Annotated in this window: 15 protein-coding genes and 2 pseudogenes; 7 read left to right on the top strand and 10 right to left on the bottom strand. The window is 62.1% G+C overall.

The genetic code is table 11. From position 1 onward, the window contains the following. Nucleotides 1–46: 46 nt before the first annotated feature. Nucleotides 47–919 (bottom strand): AraC family transcriptional regulator, encoded by an 873-nt coding sequence (locus BM045_RS08685; protein WP_092182246.1) that lies wholly within the window; start codon nt 917–919, stop codon nt 47–49. A gap of 102 nt (nt 920–1021) precedes the next feature. Between BM045_RS08685 and BM045_RS08680 the strand changes: the two genes are divergently transcribed. The 3 genes and pseudogenes from BM045_RS08680 (at nt 1022) to BM045_RS08670 (ending at nt 3216) form a co-directional block, all read left to right on the top strand. Further along, complete coding sequence (locus BM045_RS08680; RefSeq protein WP_092182244.1) at nt 1022–2476, top strand: alpha-glucosidase/alpha-galactosidase; 1455 nt, start codon at nt 1022–1024, stop codon at nt 2474–2476. Between the two features lie 113 nt (nt 2477–2589). Then, nucleotides 2590–2827 (top strand): annotated as a pseudogene (locus BM045_RS08675) (AbrB/MazE/SpoVT family DNA-binding domain-containing protein). Beyond that, a complete protein-coding gene (locus BM045_RS08670; RefSeq protein WP_092182242.1) occupies nt 2824–3216 on the top strand; it encodes a type II toxin-antitoxin system VapC family toxin in 393 nt (130 codons plus the stop codon). The pseudogene BM045_RS08675 and the gene BM045_RS08670 overlap by 4 nt, the downstream one beginning before the upstream one ends. Nucleotides 3217–3296: 80 nt before the next feature. On the opposite strand, the gene BM045_RS08665 is transcribed toward BM045_RS08670, so the two are convergent. The 5 genes from BM045_RS08665 to BM045_RS08645 all read right to left on the bottom strand — a co-directional run bounded on the left by BM045_RS08665 (nt 3297) and on the right by BM045_RS08645 (nt 10725). Then, complete coding sequence (locus BM045_RS08665) at nt 3297–4664, bottom strand: alpha-glucosidase/alpha-galactosidase (protein ID WP_092182240.1); 1368 nt, start codon at nt 4662–4664, stop codon at nt 3297–3299. Nucleotides 4665–4676: 12 nt separating this feature from the next. Further along, complete coding sequence (locus BM045_RS08660; RefSeq protein ID WP_092182238.1) at nt 4677–6323, bottom strand: ABC transporter ATP-binding protein; 1647 nt, start codon at nt 6321–6323, stop codon at nt 4677–4679. An 11-nt stretch (nt 6324–6334) separates the two neighbouring features. Next, the gene (locus tag BM045_RS08655) at nt 6335–7528 is read right to left on the bottom strand and encodes an ABC transporter permease (RefSeq protein WP_092182236.1); all 1194 of its coding nucleotides are present in this window, start codon (nt 7526–7528) and stop codon (nt 6335–6337) included. Continuing rightward, nucleotides 7528–8532, bottom strand: a complete 1005-nt coding sequence (locus BM045_RS08650) for an ABC transporter permease (protein WP_092182234.1) — start codon at nt 8530–8532, stop codon at nt 7528–7530. The genes BM045_RS08655 and BM045_RS08650 overlap by 1 nt, the downstream gene beginning before the upstream one ends. Before the next feature lie 99 nt (nt 8533–8631). After that, on the bottom strand, nt 8632–10725 hold the full coding sequence (locus BM045_RS08645; RefSeq protein WP_092182232.1) for an ABC transporter substrate-binding protein: 2094 nt from the start codon (nt 10723–10725) through the stop codon (nt 8632–8634). Between the two features lie 159 nt (nt 10726–10884). On the opposite strand from BM045_RS08645, the gene BM045_RS08640 reads away from it, so the two are divergent. Both BM045_RS08640 and BM045_RS08635 read left to right on the top strand, forming a co-directional pair. Further along, on the top strand, nt 10885–11805 hold the full coding sequence (locus BM045_RS08640; protein WP_092182230.1) for a helix-turn-helix domain-containing protein: 921 nt from the start codon (nt 10885–10887) through the stop codon (nt 11803–11805). Nucleotides 11806–11819: 14 nt separating this feature from the next. Beyond that, on the top strand, nt 11820–12341 hold the full coding sequence (locus BM045_RS08635) for an AAA family ATPase (protein WP_092182228.1): 522 nt from the start codon (nt 11820–11822) through the stop codon (nt 12339–12341). Here the strand turns inward: BM045_RS08635 and BM045_RS08630 are convergent. Next, nucleotides 12338–13150, bottom strand: a complete 813-nt coding sequence (locus tag BM045_RS08630) for a helix-turn-helix domain-containing protein (RefSeq protein ID WP_092182226.1) — start codon at nt 13148–13150, stop codon at nt 12338–12340. The two genes, BM045_RS08635 and BM045_RS08630, sit on opposite strands and share 4 nt — an antisense overlap. An 86-nt stretch (nt 13151–13236) precedes the next feature. Between BM045_RS08630 and BM045_RS08625 the strand changes: the two genes are divergently transcribed. Further along, entirely contained in the window at nt 13237–14058 is an 822-nt protein-coding gene (locus BM045_RS08625) for a phytanoyl-CoA dioxygenase family protein (protein WP_092182224.1), read from the top strand. Between the two features lie 250 nt (nt 14059–14308). On the opposite strand, the gene ychF is transcribed toward BM045_RS08625, so the two are convergent. Beyond that, on the bottom strand, nt 14309–15406 hold the full coding sequence (gene ychF / locus BM045_RS08620) for a redox-regulated ATPase YchF (protein ID WP_092183164.1): 1098 nt from the start codon (nt 15404–15406) through the stop codon (nt 14309–14311). Nucleotides 15407–15544: 138 nt separating this feature from the next. On the opposite strand from ychF, the gene BM045_RS08615 reads away from it, so the two are divergent. After that, entirely contained in the window at nt 15545–16846 is a 1302-nt protein-coding gene (locus tag BM045_RS08615) for a PQQ-dependent sugar dehydrogenase (protein WP_092182222.1), read from the top strand. A gap of 32 nt (nt 16847–16878) precedes the next feature. Here the strand turns inward: BM045_RS08615 and pth are convergent. Together pth and BM045_RS08605 are read right to left on the bottom strand one after the other, a co-directional pair. Beyond that, a pseudogene (gene pth / locus BM045_RS08610) lies at nt 16879–17574 on the bottom strand (aminoacyl-tRNA hydrolase). 69 nt (nt 17575–17643) lie between these two features. Next, complete coding sequence (locus tag BM045_RS08605) at nt 17644–18285, bottom strand: 50S ribosomal protein L25/general stress protein Ctc (protein WP_092183162.1); 642 nt, start codon at nt 18283–18285, stop codon at nt 17644–17646. Nucleotides 18286–18289 lie beyond the last annotated feature (4 nt).

Below are 18289 nucleotides of genomic sequence, written 5' to 3'. Positions count from 1 at the left end.
GCGGTGTTTTGCGCTTTTTGGATGGGGAAGGCAAGGCAGATTGCCATCACGTCCCCGCTGCCAACCGCCCCGCTGCGCGAAACTCCAGTGGCGCCACGCCGCGCTTCCTGCGAAAGGCCTTGGCCAAGTAGTTGGCATCAGCAAAGCCGGTGGCGCGGGCGATGGTGACCACGCTCATATCGGTTGCCAGCAATAGGCGCTCGATGCGCTCCAGCCGGCGTTCTAGCACGAAATCGGATGGGGCAGTGCCGGTGGCGGCGCTGAACTGGCGAACGAAATGGCCGCGGCTCATCTCGGCAATCTGGGCGAGACGTTCGACCTGCAGTGGCGTGCCGAGGTTGGTTTCGATATGGGCGATGACGCGGGCCAGCGCTGCGGGCAGGCTGGCTTCCGGTGCCGCATTGACGCCGAACACGCCATCATGCAGCGCCGCCATGGTGGCATAGGCCATGGCCGAGGCTTCACCGGAGGTGATGTCGGCTTTGTCGATCAGCGTCAGGCAAGCGGCCGCCATGCGGTCGATCACCGGCTCGGGCAGGCGGGCCACCGGGCCATTGGCGTCGATCAGCTCGCGGGCCAGCCGCAGCGCTTCGCGGCCATTGAGCACCATCCAGAAATATTCCCAATGCCCGCCGCGCTCCAGCCAGTAGCGATGGGCATGCGGCATGGAGAGCACCATGGTCTGTCCCGGCACCAGTCGGTGTTGAACCCCGGCAAAGTCGAGCCGGCCCTCGCCGACCAGGGTATGCTGGAGAACCAGAAACGGCGCCATGCCGCGCTGCAGCCCGTCCCAGGAATAGACCTCGTTCTTGCGCTGCTCATAGCCGGCGCTGATCGCCATGCAATGCAGCGGCACGACGCTCTTGGGCAGGTTCAGCACGCGGACGTCATGGCCGTGGTCGAGCAGGTCGTTGAGCACAAAATTACCCTGTTTGGCACAAGCTTTCTGTAGCAGGTCGAAGCGCTCAACGCTAGCAATGTGCTAACGCATTCGCCCGCTAGGCGAAGCCCGGAGGAACATATGCCATTCAAAGTCACGGTGATCGGCGCAGGCTCGATCGGCTTTACCAAGACGCTGATTTCGGACCTGCTCAAGGTACCCGAATTTGTCGGCTGCGAATTCGCGCTGACCGATATCAACCCGCATAATCTCGACATGGTGAAACAGGTTATCGAGACCATTGTCTCGACCAACAACCTGCCGGCCAAGGTCACGGCCACCACCGATCGCCGCGAGGCCATCACTGGCGCGCGCTACATCATGAGCTGTGTTCGCGTCGGTGGCCTCGAAGCCTTTTCGACCGACATTTCCATCCCGCTGAAATACGGTGTCGACCAGTGTGTCGGCGATACGATCTGTGCCGGCGGCATTCTCTATGGCCAGCGCAACATCCCGGTGATCCTCGATTTCTGCAAGGATATCAAGGAAGTGGCCGAGCCCGGCGCGCTGTTCCTCAACTATGCCAACCCGATGGCGATGAACACCTGGGCGGCCGAAATGTACGGCGGCGTCAATGTCGTCGGCCTGTGCCATGGCGTGCAGCATGGCGCGCATCAGATCGCCGAAGTGCTTGGCGTCAAGGATGAGGAGCTGGACTATGTCTGCTCGGGCATCAATCACCAGACCTGGTATATCGACATCCGCGCCAAAGGCCGGAAGATCGAGAAGGAAGAGCTGATCGCCGGCTTCGAGGCGCATCCGGTCTATTCCAAGACCGAAAAGGTCCGCATCGACGTGCTGAAGCGCTTCGGCGTCTATTCCACCGAGAGCAACGGCCACCTTTCGGAATACCTGCCCTGGTATCGCAAGCGTCCGAACGAGATCAATCGCTGGATCGACATGAGCGACTGGATCCACGGCGAAACCGGCGGTTATCTGCGCTATTCGACCGAGCGCCGAAATTGGTTCGAGACCGACTTCCCGATGTTCAAGGAGCAGGCCACCAAGCCGCTGAGCCAGCACAAGCGGACCAGCGAGCATGCCAGCTACATCATCGAGGCGATCGAGACCGGCCGGCCCTATCGCGGCCATTTCAACCGCCGCAACAATGGCATCATCACCAATCTGCCCGATGACGCCATCATCGAAAGCCCCGGTTATGTCGATCGCTTCGGCATCAATATGATCGAAGGCATCACCCTGCCGACCGCGGCTGCGGCCACCTGCTCGGTGTCGATTTCGGTACAGCGCCTGTCGGTCGAAGCCGCGATGACCGGCAATCTCGATACGCTCAAGCTCGCCGTGCTGCATGACCCGCTGGTCGGCGCCATCTGCACGCCCGACGAGGTCTGGGCTATGGTCGATGAAATGGTCGTCGCCCAGGCCCAGTGGCTGCCGCAGTACGCCGACGCCATCCCTGCCGCCAAGGAACGCGTGGCGAAGTCGACGGTCAAGACCAGCGACTGGCAGGGCGCCGCCCGCAAGCAGGTCCGCTCGGTCGCAGAGTTGCGCGAAGTGGTCGGCGGCCACCACTAGACGATTTCAGGCAAGTCCTCCCGGACTAAGGGCGCCCCACGGGGCGCCCTTCTTGTTTGATCTTGTGTCATCGAAGTAATACCTTACATGATGCAGGTAATACCGAGGCTCTTGTGACAGCTACCCTGACAAGCAAGGGACAGGTGACCATTCCAAAGGCCGTGAGGGATCATCTGGGCATTGGTCCCTGGCAGCAAGGTAACCTTCAGTCTTGCCGCGGATGGAAACAACATAGTCATTCTTCCGGCAGGTAAGGAACTTCCGCCGGACCGGTTTGACAGGCTGATCGGGCATGCCGGACCGGGCCTTACAACAGATGAGATGATGGCAATGACGCGTGGTGAGGAGTGATCCTCGTCGACACCAATGTGATCCTCGATCTGGTCACGGCTGACCCTGTCTGGCACGATTGGTCGAAATTGCAGATGCGTCAGGCGTCGCTAAAGGGCCCGCTCATCATTAATGCAGCGATCTACGCAGAGCTGGCTCCTCGTTACGATACGATGGCCCAACTGGATGAGCTTGCTGAAACGCTGGAAGACATGCCGCGCAAATGTTTGTTTCTGGCCGGTCAAGCTTTTCGTCGCTATCGAAGCCAAGGCGGTCGGAAGACCGGTGTCCTGCCGGACTTCTTCATCGGCGCCCACGCTGCCGCTGCCAGCCTGCCGCTGCTGACGCGTGATCGCTCGCGCTACGCCACCTATTTCCCCGATGTGACGCTCATCGCCCCCGGTCGCTGAAGCCCCAAAACCTAAACGGCCCCGGCAGGGAGATGCCGGGGCCGTCCTTGGAAGCAGGGGAGGTCGATGCGCCGCGAAACTTACGCCACGCGCTGCTTCCGGGAGCCGCGTGCCCATTCGGGCAGCATGCTGCCATGGGCTTCGGTGAGGTCGTCGACGAGGTTCCAGATCTGCTCCAGATCCAGCTCGGCGGCGGTGTGGGGGTCCATCATCGCGGCATGATAGATATGCTCGCGGTTCTCGGTCATCAGTGCCGCAACGGTCAGTTCCTGCACGTTGATATTGGTGCGGATCAGCGCGGTCAGCTGGGGCGGCAGGTCACCAACAAAGGTCGGCTGAAGGCCGTTTTCATCAACCAGGCACGCCACTTCCACAGCGGCGTTGTTGGGCAGGTTGGTGATGACGCCATTGTTGCGGAGGTTGCCGTAGATCACCGAAGGCTCGCCGGTCCACACCGAGTTGACGATGGAGGAGGCATATTCCTTGGACTGCTTGACCTCGATCTTGTCGGCGTTGCGATAGTCCTCGGAGGTCTTCTTCCACTTGGCGATCTGCTCGACGCAGCGCTTGGGATATTCATCCAGCGGGATGCCGAACTTTTCGATGATGTCCTCGCGGCCTTCCTTGATGAAATAGGGCGTATATTCGGCGAAGTGCTCGGAGCTTTCGGTGACGAAATAGCCCAGACGCGTCATCATCTCGTAGCGCACCTTGTTGGGGCAGCGCGGGTTCCAGGTCGGCTTGGGGGCGCGGCCCTCGGCATAGGCGCGGTGCAGGGCCGGATAGAGGTCTTTATAGCTGCCGTCGGGCTGGCGGTGCTCGAACTTCAGATAAAAGGCCATGTGGTTGATGCCGGCCGACTTGTAGCGGATTTCCTCGTAGGGAATCTCGAGGTCATGCGCCAACTCCATGGCCGTGCCCTGCACCGAGTGGCAGAGGCCGACCTGCTTGATGGTCGGGTATTTTTCCGAAATGGCCCAGGTGTTTATCGCCATGGGATTGACGTACTGCAGCATGATCGCCTCGGGGGCGACCTGCAGCATGTCCTCGCAGATGCTCCACAGATGCGGCACGGTGCGCAAGCCGCGCATGATGCCGCCGACGCCCAGCGTATCGGCAATGGTCTGGCGCAGGTTGTACTTTTTCGGCACGTCGAAATCGATCACCGTCGAGGGCTCGTAGCCGCCGATCTGGAAGCAGACGACGACGAAATTGGTGCCGTCCAGCGCCTGGCGCTGGTTTGAGAAGGTCTCCACGGTCGCCGCAACGCCAAGCGTGGCGATCAGCTTCTTGGCGATGATCTCGCTCTCTTCCAGCCGGGTCGGATTGATGTCCATCAGCCGGATGGTGGCGCCGGAAAGGGCCGGGCGCTGCAGGATGTCGCCGACGATATTCTTCATGAACACCGCCGAACCGGCGCCGATGAAGGTGATTTTTGGATTTGCCATAACTGAATGCTCCTAGGCGGCAATGTCGAATGCGGCGCGCACCAGGCGGGCCGTATATTCGGTTTGGGGATTGGTGAGGACATCGGCCACCGGCCCCTGCTCGACGATCTTGCCATGTTGCATGACCATGACCCGGTGGCAGAGGGCGCGCACGACTTTCAGGTCGTGGCTGATGAAGAGATAGCTGAGGCCCTTTTCGTCCTGCAGCTTGCGCAGCAGGTCGATGATCTGGGCCTGCACGGAAAGGTCGAGCGCCGAAGTGGGCTCGTCGAGCAGGATGAATTCGGGCTCGAGCGCAATGGCCCGGGCGATGGCGATGCGCTGGCGCTGGCCGCCGGAAAATTCATGCGGGAAGCGGTTGAGAATGCCCTCCGGCATGCCGGCATCCTTGAGCGCCTGTTTCACCCGGCCGAGCCGCTCACGGCCATTGGCGCCGATGCCATTGACCACGAGGCCCTCCTCGATGATCTGGCGGATCGACATGCGGGGATTAAGGCTCGCAAACGGGTCCTGGAAGACGATCTGCATGCGGGATCGCAGTGGCCGCATGGCCTGGCGATCCTTGTCATGGATCGGCTCGCCGTCGAAGAAGATCTCGCCGCCTTGGTTGTTGATCAGCCGGATCAAGGCCTGCCCGAAAGTGGTCTTGCCCGAGCCGGATTCGCCGACGATGCCGAGGGTTTCGTGGCGCTGCAGTTTGATGTCGAGATTGTCGACGGCATTGAGCTCGAAGAAATCCGGATTGAAGAAACCGCCACGCTTCAGCGTAAAGCTGACCTTGACGTTGCGGCCTTCGAGCACCGTCTCGCGGCCTTCGGCGAGCGGCAGGGCGACGCCCTTGGGCTCAGAGGCGAGGAGATGCTTGGTATAAGCATGCTGCGGATTGGCGAACAGCGCCTCGGTGGCATTGTGCTCCTGCACCCGGCCGTTCTGCATCACATAGACATATTCGCTGAACTGGCGGACCACGGTCAGGTCATGGGTGATCAGGATCACCGCCATGCCGTATTTGTCCTTGAGATCCTTGATCAGGTTGAGGATCTGGGCCTGTACCGTCACGTCGAGCGCGGTGGTCGGTTCGTCGGCGATCAACACGTCCGGCCGGTTGGCTAGGGCCATGGCGATCATCACGCGCTGGCGCTGGCCGCCCGACAGCTGGTGCGGATACTGGCGCAGGCGGGCGCCGGGATCGGGGATCTGCACCTCTTCCAGCAATTGCTCGGCCTTGGCCATGGCGTCCTTGCGCGAGATGCGATTGTGCAGGTGCAGCACTTCGCAGAGCTGCTGGCCGATGGTGTAGACCGGGTTCAGAGAGCTCATCGGCTCCTGAAAGATCATGGCAATGTCATTGCCGCGCAGCTTGCGCATATTGGCTTCGCTGGTGGCGATGATGTCTTTGCCCGACAGCGTGATGCTGGACTGTTTGGAGATGGTCGCGCGCTTGGTCAGCAGCTTCATCAGCGTGCGGGCCGTCACGGATTTACCCGAGCCGGACTCACCCACCAAGGCGATGGTCTCGCCCTTGTGCAGCTGGAAGGAGACGTCGTGCACGGCATTGACCACGCCGCCCTCGACCTTGAAATCGACCCCGATATTGCGGGCATCGAGGATCAGTTCGCGGCTGTGGCTGCCATGGTCGTGGCGGGTATTGGAGATCATCGCGGCGCTCCTCAATAGGGGTCGATGGCGTCGCGCAATCCGTCGCCCAGCGCATTGAAGGCAAAGACGGTGATCAGCACGAAGATGACAGGGGAGAGGATCCAGGGATAGGAGCCGATGACGGAGAAGGCGCCGGTATCCTGCAGCATCAGGCCCCAGGAGATCAGCGGCGGCTTGACGGCAAAGCCAAGGAAGCCAAGGAAGCTTTCGAGCAGCACGACGGACGGCACCGAAAGGGTCACGGCGACGATGACGTGGCTCAAGACGTTGGGCAGGATATGCCGCGTGATGATGCGGCCGTCGCCAGCGCCGACGGCGATCGCGGCACGCACATAGTCGATACGGGCCAGCGACAGCGTCTTGGACCGGACTTCGCGGCTCAGCTGCGCCCAGCCCAGCACCGCCATCACGCCGATAACGAAGGCGATGAAGACGTTAGACGGGGCGGTGATGGGGATCAGCGAGGTCAGCGCCAGGTAGAGCGGCAGTTGCGGGAAGGCCAGCACGAATTCGACGAATTTCTGGGTCCAGCGATCGAAGCGCCCGCCCAGATAGCCCGAGGTAATGCCGACCAGCGTACCGACGATGGTCGTCAGAGCCGTCACGATCAGCGCGATGGTCAGCGAGATGCGCGAGCCGACGATGCCACGCGAGAGAATGTCGCGGCCAAACTTGTCGGTGCCGAGCAGGTGGAACGTCTTGGTGGGGTCGGTGGCGCCGAAGAAATGGACATTGGCCGGGATGAACCAGAGCACGTGATAGGAATAGCCCTGGACGAAAAAACCCAGCTCGGTCGGGTTGTCATAGTCCGGCCCGGAGATGGGCTGGAAGGTGATCGGGTCGAGCTCGCCGTCTTCGCTCAGCGGATAGACGATGGGCAGCAGCGAGAAACTGCCGTCAGGACGGCTGAAGCTGATGGTATCGGGCGGGGCAAAGCCGACTTCGGCGCGCTTGGGATCGAGCGGCGCGAAGAAGTCGCCAAAGATCGCCACGACCAGCATCAGCACGACCAGCACCAGGCCGATCATGCCCATGATCGAGCGGCGGAAACGCCGCCAGACTAGGCCGAGATAGCTCTCGTTGTGGGCAAAGCGAGGGTTGATGACCTGCGGCGCAGGGTCGTGATGTTCGGTGAACGGCGTCGGGGCGGCAGTGCCGGCATCGACGGGCAGGGGGATGGATTGATCAATGGTATCGCGGGGCATCACGCGTCTCCCAACCGGATACGGGGATCGAGCAGGGCGAGCATGATGTCGGAAATGATATTGCCGATGATCAGCGTGGTGGCGAGGACCAGCATGAAGGTCGCGGTGACCCAGACGTCGCCAACGGCCATCGAGCCGGTGATGGCCGGACCGACGGTAGCGAGGCCGAAGACGATGGCGACTTCGATTTCACCCGTCAGCATATAGGGCAGCACCACGCCCTGATAGGCAACGAGCGGATGCAGCGCATTGGGCACGGCATGCTTCATCACCACGGCGCTATGGCTGAGGCCCTTGGCGCGGGCGGTCTCGACATATTGTGCGTTGAGCACGTCGAGGAGGTTGGCCCGCATCACCCGCATATTATAGGCTAGACCACCAAAGGTCGCGATGGCGATGACTGGCCAGACATGCTTGAGCAGGTCGACGAACTTGTCCCAGCTCCAGGGCGCGCCGCCATAGCGGGCGGAGAAGAAATTCCCCACATCCTGCACTCCCATGCGGAAGACCAGAATGTAGAGGATGACGATGGCCAGCAGGAAACGCGGGATCGTCATGCCTAAAAAGGAGATGATGCCGAACAGCGTATCGACCCAGGAATACTGGCGGGTCGCCGCCACGATGCCCATGGTGATGCCGATGACCGATGCCAGGATATGGCAGGTCAGCGCCAGCAGGATGGTGGCGGGCAGGCGCTCGGCGACGACCGCGCCGACCGGTTTGTTGAAATACAGCGAATGGCCGAAATCGAATCGCGTCACGATGCCTGTGAGCCAGCGGAAATACTGCACCGGCAGTGGATCGTTGAGGCCGTTGGCGGCGCGATAGGCCTCGGCCTGGGCGTTGGCTGCCTCGAAACTGGCGCCGCCCTGGTTCATGGCCATGGAGCGAATATAGTCACCATAGTCGCCGGGTGGCGCCTGGATGATGGCAAAGGTCACCACGCTGAGCAGCAGCAGGATCGGGATCGCTGACAGCACGCGTGAGAGGACAAAACGGATCATAGAAAGGGCTCGCTTCTGCTGCGACCGCGCGGCGGACGCCGAATGTAGCTCTTGAGGTCGCTTGGGGTGGCGGGGGACCGAAGTCCCCCGCCGCTTTGACTAGTTCGAGGCGATCGGGCCGTTGCCCTTGCCCGGTGCGCCCGGCAGTGTATCCGGATGCAGCTCGTTGGTGGTCTGGGCATCTTCGGGAACGTAGAGACGTTCGCGGATCAGGCCATCTTCCGCCCAGTTGAACTGCAGGATCGGGGTGCCGGCAGGAACGTTGGCAAAGCGCTTGTTGATGATCAGGGCGCCCGGATACTGGGTCAGGCCGATACCATAGACATTCTCGGTGAAGAGATGCTGGTAGGTCTTCATCAGTTCGATGCGCTCAGCCGGATCGGCAGTTCCGACGAAGGCATTGACTGTATCGACCATCTCCTGCTCGAAGGGCAGCAGATCCTGCGTCCCGTCGGTGCCGGCGCGGTGGCCACGGCTGATCTGCGGGCCGGTGGGGGCCAGGTTCTGGGTGTTCTGCACCACGGTGATCAGCTCGGAGTCGTTGCGGCGCAGGGTCCAGTCGAACTTGCCGGCCTGTTCATTGGCGTCGCGCTGATTGCCCGCCTGGGACTGCGAGATGACGCGCAGGCCAAGCCGTTCCATCTGGGCGATAACGCCTTCGGCGAGGCTCTTGTCGGTCTGGTAGTCGATGGTCGACAGCATGGTGATTTCGACGTCGGCACCGCCCTGCACATCGGCCGGGAAGTTGACGAAGCCATTGCCGTCGGTATCGACGAGGCCTGCCTGTTCGAGCAGCGCCTTGGCGTCCTCGAGCGAGTAGGGATAGTAGACCGTCGATGCGTCGTCATAATAGCTGGTTGGGACCATCAGGCCGCCGGCATAGGGCGAAGTGAAGGGGCCACGGACCAGGGCTTCGCCCAGGGACTGGCGATCCAGCGCGTAACTGATGGCCTTGCGGAAGTCGAGATTGCGGTTCAGCTCGCGCACGGCCTGGCCGCGGGCATCGGGCTCACCCCAGCCATTGGCCGACAGGTTCGGATAGATCGAGTAGGAAATAGTGCGGGCACCAAAGGCCAGACGGGCCGGAGCGCTGTCCTCGGCGGAACGGCGCAGGGCTTCGACGAAGCTTTCCGGCTGTTCGAGGTTGGACAGATCGCCCGAGCCGGCCACGGCCTGCACGTCACGATCGGCCCAGGTCGACAGGCGGTACTGCATTTCGTCGAGGTATGGCAGCTGGTTGCCGTTCTCGTCGACCTTCCAGTAGTAGGGATTGCGACGTAGCACGATGATGTCGTCGGCGCGATATTCCACCGGCGCCCAGCCACCCATGGTCGGCATGTTCAGATATTCGGGCGGGAAGGCGTTCTTGAACTGGTCGTAGGTGGCGCCATCCTTGTAGGCCGGGTGTTCGGCCTTGAGGATATGGCTCGGACCGGGGCAGAAATTGCCATAGGCCATGGAGTAGAGATACTGCGTCGGGCGGACTTCCTTGAAGGTCCACTTGATGGTGTAGGCGTCGACCTGCTCGAGCGTGGTGCCTTCACCGAAGGTTTCGGGCGAGGCGCCGTTGAGCGGGGTGACCTGCGGGTCGATCAGTACATCGTTCCAGTAGAACATGATGTCTTCGGCATCGAAGGGGTCGCCGTCGGACCACTTGGCGCCTTCGATGAGGTGCATGGTCAGCTCATGGCCGTCTTCGGACCATTCCCAGCTCTTGGCGAGGTTCGGCAGCGGCGCCAGTTCCTCGGCCTTGACCTGGAACAGCGGGCCGGTGCGCGTCAGGCATTCGGAGAGGCCGATGTCGATGCCGCCCCAGCCCTGCGTCTGGCCGGCGCTATAGTTCCAGCCTTCGGGACGGCCGCCGATGACGTGGCGGATAACGTCGCCATAGACGCCAGTGCCGTCAGGCATGTTGCCAGTCTTGTAGACCAGCGGTTCCTTGGGCAGGCGCTCGGCAACCGGCGGCAGCTTGCCGGCATCGACGAAGGCCCTCACATAATCGGGCTCGTGATATTCCGGCAGCGCCTTGAATTCGAGAATGTCGGCAATGCCGACAAAGGTCGGCGTCTGCTGCGCGTCAAACTGTGGTGGCGCCGGCGGCGTGGTGGGCGCTACGGTCTGTGCCTGCGCGGCAATCAGCGAAATGCCCAGCATCAATCCTGCCCCGCCAAGGGCAAAAGTGTGTCGTTTCATAAAACCTCCCATGGCAGCGGGCCGGCATTGCTTGCCATAACCGGACACTCCTCCCGGCTTCATCCCGTGCTCAAGCCAAAAGCCTATCGCTTGCCAGATTTGATACAATCCGGGATGATAGAGACTTATTCCGGTTTTCTAAGAAATTGACGGATAAGTATGATTGATGAAAAAGCGCCCATAGCGCTGCCGATGCGCGAAAAAGCGCCGCGCCCGACGCCGCGTCCGGACCGCAGTTTTTATTCGTCGGGCAAGGCTTTCGGGCGCTTCGGCATTCGCTCCTTTCCGCCCCAGCTGATGGCGGCGCCGCATAGCCACGGCCATATCGAGTTCAATTGGCTCACCGACGGAAGCATGGATTATGTGTTTGACGGCGGGCCGGCGACCATGGGGTCCGGCCGCCTGGTGGCTTTCTGGGCCGGCATACCGCATCAGACCGTGGGGCTCAGTGACATTGGTGACGGCCGGCAGATCAATATCTACCTGCCGATGGACGCCTTTCTCGAAATGCCACAACTGGGCCGGTTGACCGAAACGCTGATGGGCGGTGGCGTCATCCAGCTCAATCCGGACTGTATCGGTCTCGAAACGCTGGAGCGCTGGCACCAGGATTATCGCAGCGGCAATGCGCTGCGCACCGATATCGTGCGCTCCGAAATCGGCACGATGTTTCGCCGCGCCGCCATCACCGGCTGGGACACGCTGCTGCCGGCGTGGGTGGAAAAGACCGGGACCCGCACCCGAACCGGCTCGCCGGTGCGCTATGTGGTGCGCATGGTGCGCCACATCGTTGAGAATATCACTGATCCGCTCAGCGCCGAGGACATCGCCAAAGTGGTGGGCCTCCATCCCAATTACGCGACCAACCTCTTCACCAAGGTGATGCATATCTCGGTGCAGAAATTCGTCACACGGATGCGGCTGATCCGTGCGCGATCGCTGCTGTTTGACGGTTCGCTATCGATCGCCAATGTGGCCTTCCAGGCCGGATTCGTCAGCCAGACGCAGTTCTACGAGCACTTCCGCAATGCATATGGCATGACGCCGAGCCAGATGCGGCGAGATACGATCGGCGACTAAGGAGGGGCGGCAGCGTGGGGATCAGGAATTATCTCATCGAGGGCGTTTCCGGAACCGGCAAGACCTCGGTGGCCGAGGAGCTTGAACGGCGTGGCTATCATGTCGTGCATGGCGATCGCGTGCTGGCCTATCAGGGCGATCCGGAAACGGGCGCGCCGCTGGATAACGACACCTCCCAGCGCTATGCCGGGGACCTCGCCTTTCTGCAGCAGCATCACATATGGGACCTGGCCAAGGTCAGGGCGGTAATCGCCGATCACAGCCACCCGGTCTCCTTCTTCTGCGGCGGCTCGCGGAATTTCCACCGCTTCATCGACCTGCTGGATGACGTCTTCGTGCTGGAGGTCGATCCTGCAACGCTCGAACGGCGGCTGCTCGGCCGGGTGGATGAATGGGGCTCGCAGCCGGAAGAGCGGGCTCTCGTGCTACGCGTCCAGGCCAGCGGGGAAGACACGCCGGCGGTCGGAATGCGGGTGGACGCCAGGCGCCCCCTGACGCAGGTGGTCGAGGCGATCCTCGCGGGGACCAGCCGCTAGTCTCGCGCCTGTCTGAAGGCCAGCGGCGATAGTCCGGCAAAACGCCGGAAGCGCTGCGAGAAGTAGAACTGGCTCTCGAAGCCGCATTGGGCAGCGATCTGCTTGATGGGAAAACCGGTGCGGCGCAGCAGGTCGGTGGCAAGCTGCATGCGCCGGGTTTCTGTATGGCTCTGCACGGTCTGTCCGGTTTCCGCCCGGAACAGATGCGCCAGCCGCGACGGCGAGAGGCCGATCGCGGCGGCGATGTCGTCGATCAACAGTTTTTCCGACAGGTGCCGGTCGATATGGTCCAGCGCCCTCTGAATGCGAGCGTCTCCTTGGCGGATTTCAGCGCGCGGATTGTGTTGGTCGCAGCTCAGCAACACAGCTTCCAGCGCATGCATGGCCAAAGCCTCGTTCCGACGATGCGGACTGTTGAGCTGGGCGTGTACGGTTGCGAACTGCTGCGCCAGCGCCCCATCGTCCGCGATATGCAGATGCAGCAGGCCGGGGGCGACGGCAGGCCAGTTCAACCAGTCGAGCCAGTCGCTGCGCGGTTGGAAGTGCGCCCAGAGTAATTCCCAACGTTCAAGCGAGGCCTCGACGCCATAGTCATGCGCCGTACCGGGTTTGAGCAGGACCCAGTCGCCCGGCCCGACGATCAGGTCGCCCTTTGGGTGCCCGAAGCGGCCGCGGCCTTCGATCGTGTGAATTAGTAGCCAGTCGTCGACGCCCTGTTTGCGCAGCGCGCGATAGCCCAATGTCTCACGGAAATGTCCGGTCAGCAGGCGCTGGAGGGCTTGATACGGAGCTTCGGTGATCTCAGGCATAGCAGGATATTACATATCTTTGGCAGCTTGTTCCATGGCCGTGCCGCCACAATCCGCCTAGCTTTCGATCAAACGGGAGCTTTCACATGACACATGACTATCTCAACCAGGCGCAAGCCAGCCAGTTCGAGCGCGACGGATTTCTGGCGATCCGCGGGCTGATCTCGCCCGAGGAGATCGCCGAAATCCGCGCGACCTACATGGCGGCAGCGGCCGATGGTCCGGTGCCCGGTCTGTCGGACGTGCCAAGGAGCGGCTCCGCCAATGACCCGCTGGCGCGCTATCCGCGCATGATGCATCCGCACAAGCATGCCGACAAAGCGGTCGGCCAATTGGCCATGCGCTTCATGCTGGATCCGCGCCTTCGTCCCATCCTGGCGGATCTCTTCGGCGAGGAGCCGTTTGCCGTGCAGTCGATGTTCTATTTCAAGCCGCCGGGCGCCCGCGGGCAGGACCTACACCAGGACAATTTCTACCTGCGGGTGAAACCGGGCACCTGCATGGCGGCCTGGATCGCGGTGGACGATGCCGATGCGGAGAATGGCGGCATGATGTGCGTGCCGCAGACGGCGATGCTCGACATCGCCTGCCCCGAACAGGCCGATCCGGCGCTGTTCTTCACCACCGAACATGTCGAGCCGCCCGAAGGCCTTGAACCCGAAATGATGCAGCTCAAGGCCGGCGACGTACTATTCTTCAACGGCAGCGTCATCCACGGTTCGACGCCCAATACCAGCCAGGACCGCTTCCGCCGCTCACTGATTTTCCACTATATCCCGGGGAGCACGAAAGAGATCAGCCACTGGTACGAAGCCATGAGCTTTGACGGGGCAGCGCGGGAGATCGCGGTCAACATGGACGGTGGACCCTGTGGCACGCTGCAGGAAGCGGCAATGGGGCCGCACTAGGCTTCTCCCCTCTCCCCTTGCGGGAGAGGGTGCCCGAAGGGCGGGTGAGGATATTTGTGGGCACAAAGGTGCCGCACCCACGGTGTCATCCCGGCCTTGAGCCGGGATCCATCTTGAGATTGCGCAACGGCCGCAAGGTGGTGGGGAGATCGGGTGTGCGGTACGTCCGGGACCTGCGAGCATAGCTCTTCGGGCCTTGAGGTCTAAATTCGCGCCACTGGAGCGGATTTGCGGCCACAGGCCGCCGACGCTAAGTATTAAACTTGAACAGCATCACGTCGCCGTCCTTGACGACATATTCCTTGCCTTCGTCGCGGGCCTTGCCGGCTTCCTTGGCGGCGACTTCACCACCCAGGCTCACGAAGTCCTCATAGCCGATGGTCTGGGCGCGGATGAAGCCGCGCTCGAAATCGGAGTGGATGACGCCGGCGGCGGCGGGAGCCTTGTCGCCCTTGTGGATGGTCCAGGCGCGGGTTTCTTTGGGGCCGACGGTGAAATAGGTCTGCAGGCCCAACAGGTCATAGGCCTCGCGGATCAGCCGGTTGAGGCCGGCTTCGTGCAGGCCGAGGCTTTCAAGATATTCGGCCTGTTCGGCATCGGGCAACTGGGCCAGCTGGCTTTCGATCTCGGCGGAGATAATGACCACGCCGGCGCCATTGTCGTGAGCGTATTTCTCGACCAGCTTGCTCATGGCATTGCCGTTTTCGGCCGAGCCTTCGTCGACATTGCAGACATAGAGCACGGGCTTCGACGTCAGCAGCTGCAGTTCCTGGAAGCTCTTTTCTTCCTCGGCCGAGCGCTCGACGAAGCGCGCCGACTTGCCTTCGCGCAGCAGGACCAGCGAACGGTCGATCAGGTCGAGCGTGATCTTGGCGTCCTTGTCATTGCCCTTGGCCTTCTTTTCGACGCCGGTGCGGCGCTTCTCGAGGCTTTCGAGGTCGGCCAGCATCAGTTCGGTCTCGACCACTTCGGCATCTGCCAGCGGATCGACCTTGTTGGCGACGTGGATGATATTGCCGTCTTCAAAGCAGCGCAGCACATAGGCGATGGCGTCGCATTCGCGGATATTGGCGAGGAATTGGTTGCCCAGGCCTTCGCCCTTCGATGCGCCCTTCACCAGACCGGCGATATCGACAAAGCTCATGCGGGCCGGCAGCACGTTGACCGACTTGCCGATGGTGGCGAGATTTTGCAGCCGCGCATCGGGCACCGGCACGTCGCCGACATTGGGCTCGATAGTGCAGAAGGGGAAATTGGCTGCTGCTGCCGCGGCGGTGCGCGTCAGTGCGTTGAAAAGGGTCGACTTGCCGACATTCGGCAGGCCGACAATGCCCATCTTGAAACCCATGGGGATGCTCCGGAAACTGTTGGCCTCCACTTGGTTCGGATCGGGCCGGATGTCAATGCTGGCCGGGGCATGGGCACCTTGCCGGATGGGCCCCAGCATCCTATTACCTCTGCCATTCAAGTGTTTGGGAGGCGCGCTGTGGCCGTCATTATTGTTCTTGTCGTACTGGTCGCCGCTGCTGCTGCCGCCTGGTATTATTATCGCGGCCGCCACATGGGTTCGTTTGCCCAGGCCTTCGGCGCCACGCCGGCCATTCCGGCCGCCAAGCCGCAGGGCGCCATGCCCATGCTGAAAATGCCAACGGCAATGGGCTGGAAAGACGGCGAAAAGCCTTCCGTCGCACCTGGCCTCAAGGTCACGCCTTTTGCCTTGGGCCTCAAGCACCCGCGCTGGGCCTATGTGCTGCCCAATGGCGACGTGCTGGTCGCTGAATCCGCCTCGCTGCCGGGCACGGTCTCGACCATTCGCGACTATGCAATGAACCGGGTGATGAGCCGCGCCGGCGCGACGCGCCCCAGCGCCAACCAGATCACCATCCTGCGCGACGCCGATGGCGATGGCGTGCCGGAGCTGCGCGAAGTGTTCATGTCTGGCCTCAACCAGCCCTTCGGCATGGTGCTCATTGGCTCGACGCTTTACATCGGCAATACCGACAGCGTTGTGGCCTTCCCCTATGAGACGGGCCAGACCAAGATCACTGCGCCCGGCCGCAAGCTGATGGATATGAAGCCCGGCGGGCACTGGACGCGCAATCTGATCGCCAGCGAAGACGGCAGCAAGATCTATGTCGCCATCGGCTCGCTCAGCAATATCGGCGACGATGGTCTCGAGGCCGAAGAAGGCCGCGCCGCCATTTATGAGCTCGACCTCGCCACCGGCCAGAACCGCCCCTTCGCCACCGGCCTTCGCAATCCGGTCGGCATGGCCTGGCAGCCGCAGACCAGGGAGCTCTGGACCGTGGTCAACGAGCGCGATGGCCTCGGCGACGAAACCCCGCCCGATTACCTGACCTCGGTCAAGGATGGCGGCTTTTATGGCTGGCCGTTCAGCTATTGGGGCCAGACCGTGGACGATCGCGTGCCGCAGGATACAGCGCTGGTGGCACGGGCCATCCAGCCAGATTACGCGCTCGGCGGCCACACGGCCTCGCTCGGCCTCTGCTGGTTGCCCGAGAAAACGCTCCCCGGCCTGCCCGGCGGCATGGTCATCGGCCAGCATGGTTCGTGGAACCGCAGCAAGCTCTCTGGCTACAAGGTGATCCTCGTGCCCTTCACCGACGGCAAGCCTAGCGGGCAGGGGATCGACATCCTCGGCGGCTTCCTCGCCCCCGATGAAAAGACCTCACATGGGCGCCCGGTCGGCGTTGCGGTGGCCAAGGACGGCGCGCTGCTTGCGGTGGACGATGTCGGCGATGCGGTGTGGCGCGTCAGCGCGGCGTGATTTGAGCAGGCGGCTGCGCTCCGGCGCGGCCGCTACTCTCCGCCCAAGAGCTTCTTGAGCATATCCGCCATCGGCCCGCTCTTGGGCACTTCTACCTTCGGACTTGTCTACCGCGCCTGCCGGATATGGCTCTGCGCCTTGGGCGCCGGCTTTTCCTCGGCCTCCGGCTTGGTGGCCAGCGCCAGCTTGTTCATGAAGCCGGCATCATCGCCGCTCAGCAGCATGCCGACGTTTTTGGCGATCGCATCGAGCAGCGGCGCCAACCAAACCTGATCGGCCTTGGCAAAATCGCCCAGCACATGGTGGGTGACGTTTTCCTTGCCGGGATGGCCGATGCCGAGGCGGACGCGCTTGTAGTTGAGCCCGATCTGCGGATCGATCGAGCGCAGGCCATTGTGCCCGCCATTGCCGCCGCCGACCTTGACGCGCACCTTGCCGGCCACGAGGTCGAGCTCGTCATAGAGGACGATCACGTCCGCAGGTTCGATCTTGAAGAATTTGGCGACCTGCTGGACGCTGTCGCCCGAGCGGTTCATGAAGGTCTGCGGCTTGAGCAGGATCACCTTCTCGCCGCCAATGCTGCCTTCGGCCAAAAGGCCCGAATGCTTGGCGCGAAACTGGGTAATGGAATATTCGCGGGCGATGGCGTCGAGCGCCATGAAGCCGATATTGTGGCGATTGCCCTCATACTGGCCGCCGGGATTGCCCAGGCCCACAAGCAGTTTCATCACGCATCTCCAGAAACGAAAGAGGCGACCCGAAGGTCGCCTCAAACTTTAGCATGCAAGCGGGCGAGATTACTCGGCCTTGGCTTCGCCCTCAGCAGCGGCTTCTTCGCCTTCTTCACCGGCATCGCCAGCCGACTTCAGAGCCGACGGAGCAACGATGGTTGCGATCGTCAGGTCGTCTTCGTGGCTGTGATCAGCAGTGCCCTTGGGCAGCTTGATCGCCGAGATGTGGACGCTATCGCCGATGTCGAGACCGGTCAGGTCGACCACGATGGCTTCGGGGATGTTATCGGCCGAAACGGTCAGGTCGAGCGTGTGGTGCACGATGTTGAGCGTACCACCGCGCTTCAGGCCCGGGCTGGCTTCTTCGTTTTCGAAGTGAACCGGAACCTGGACGTTGATCTTGGAGCCCTTGCCAATGCGCAGGAAGTCGACGTGGATCGGGAAATCCTTCACCGGGTCGAGCTGGTAATCGCGCGGGATCACCTTGTGCTTGGTGCCGTCAACATCGAGTTCGATGGTGTGCGACAGGAAGCCACCGGCGTAGATCGCCTTGTGGATGTCCTTGTAGGGGAGGGAGATGGTGACGGGTTCTTTCTTGTCACCATAGATAACAGCAGGAACGAGTCCCTGACGACGCAGTTCACGAGCGGCCCCCTTGCCTACCCCTTCACGCGCCTGTGCACTGAGCACCTTAGTCGTCGCAGCCATGGAA

This window comes from Devosia sp. YR412 (assembly GCF_900110945.1).
Lineage (GTDB): Bacteria > Pseudomonadota > Alphaproteobacteria > Rhizobiales > Devosiaceae > Devosia.
This window is presented reverse-complemented; position numbering and strand designations above follow the sequence as displayed.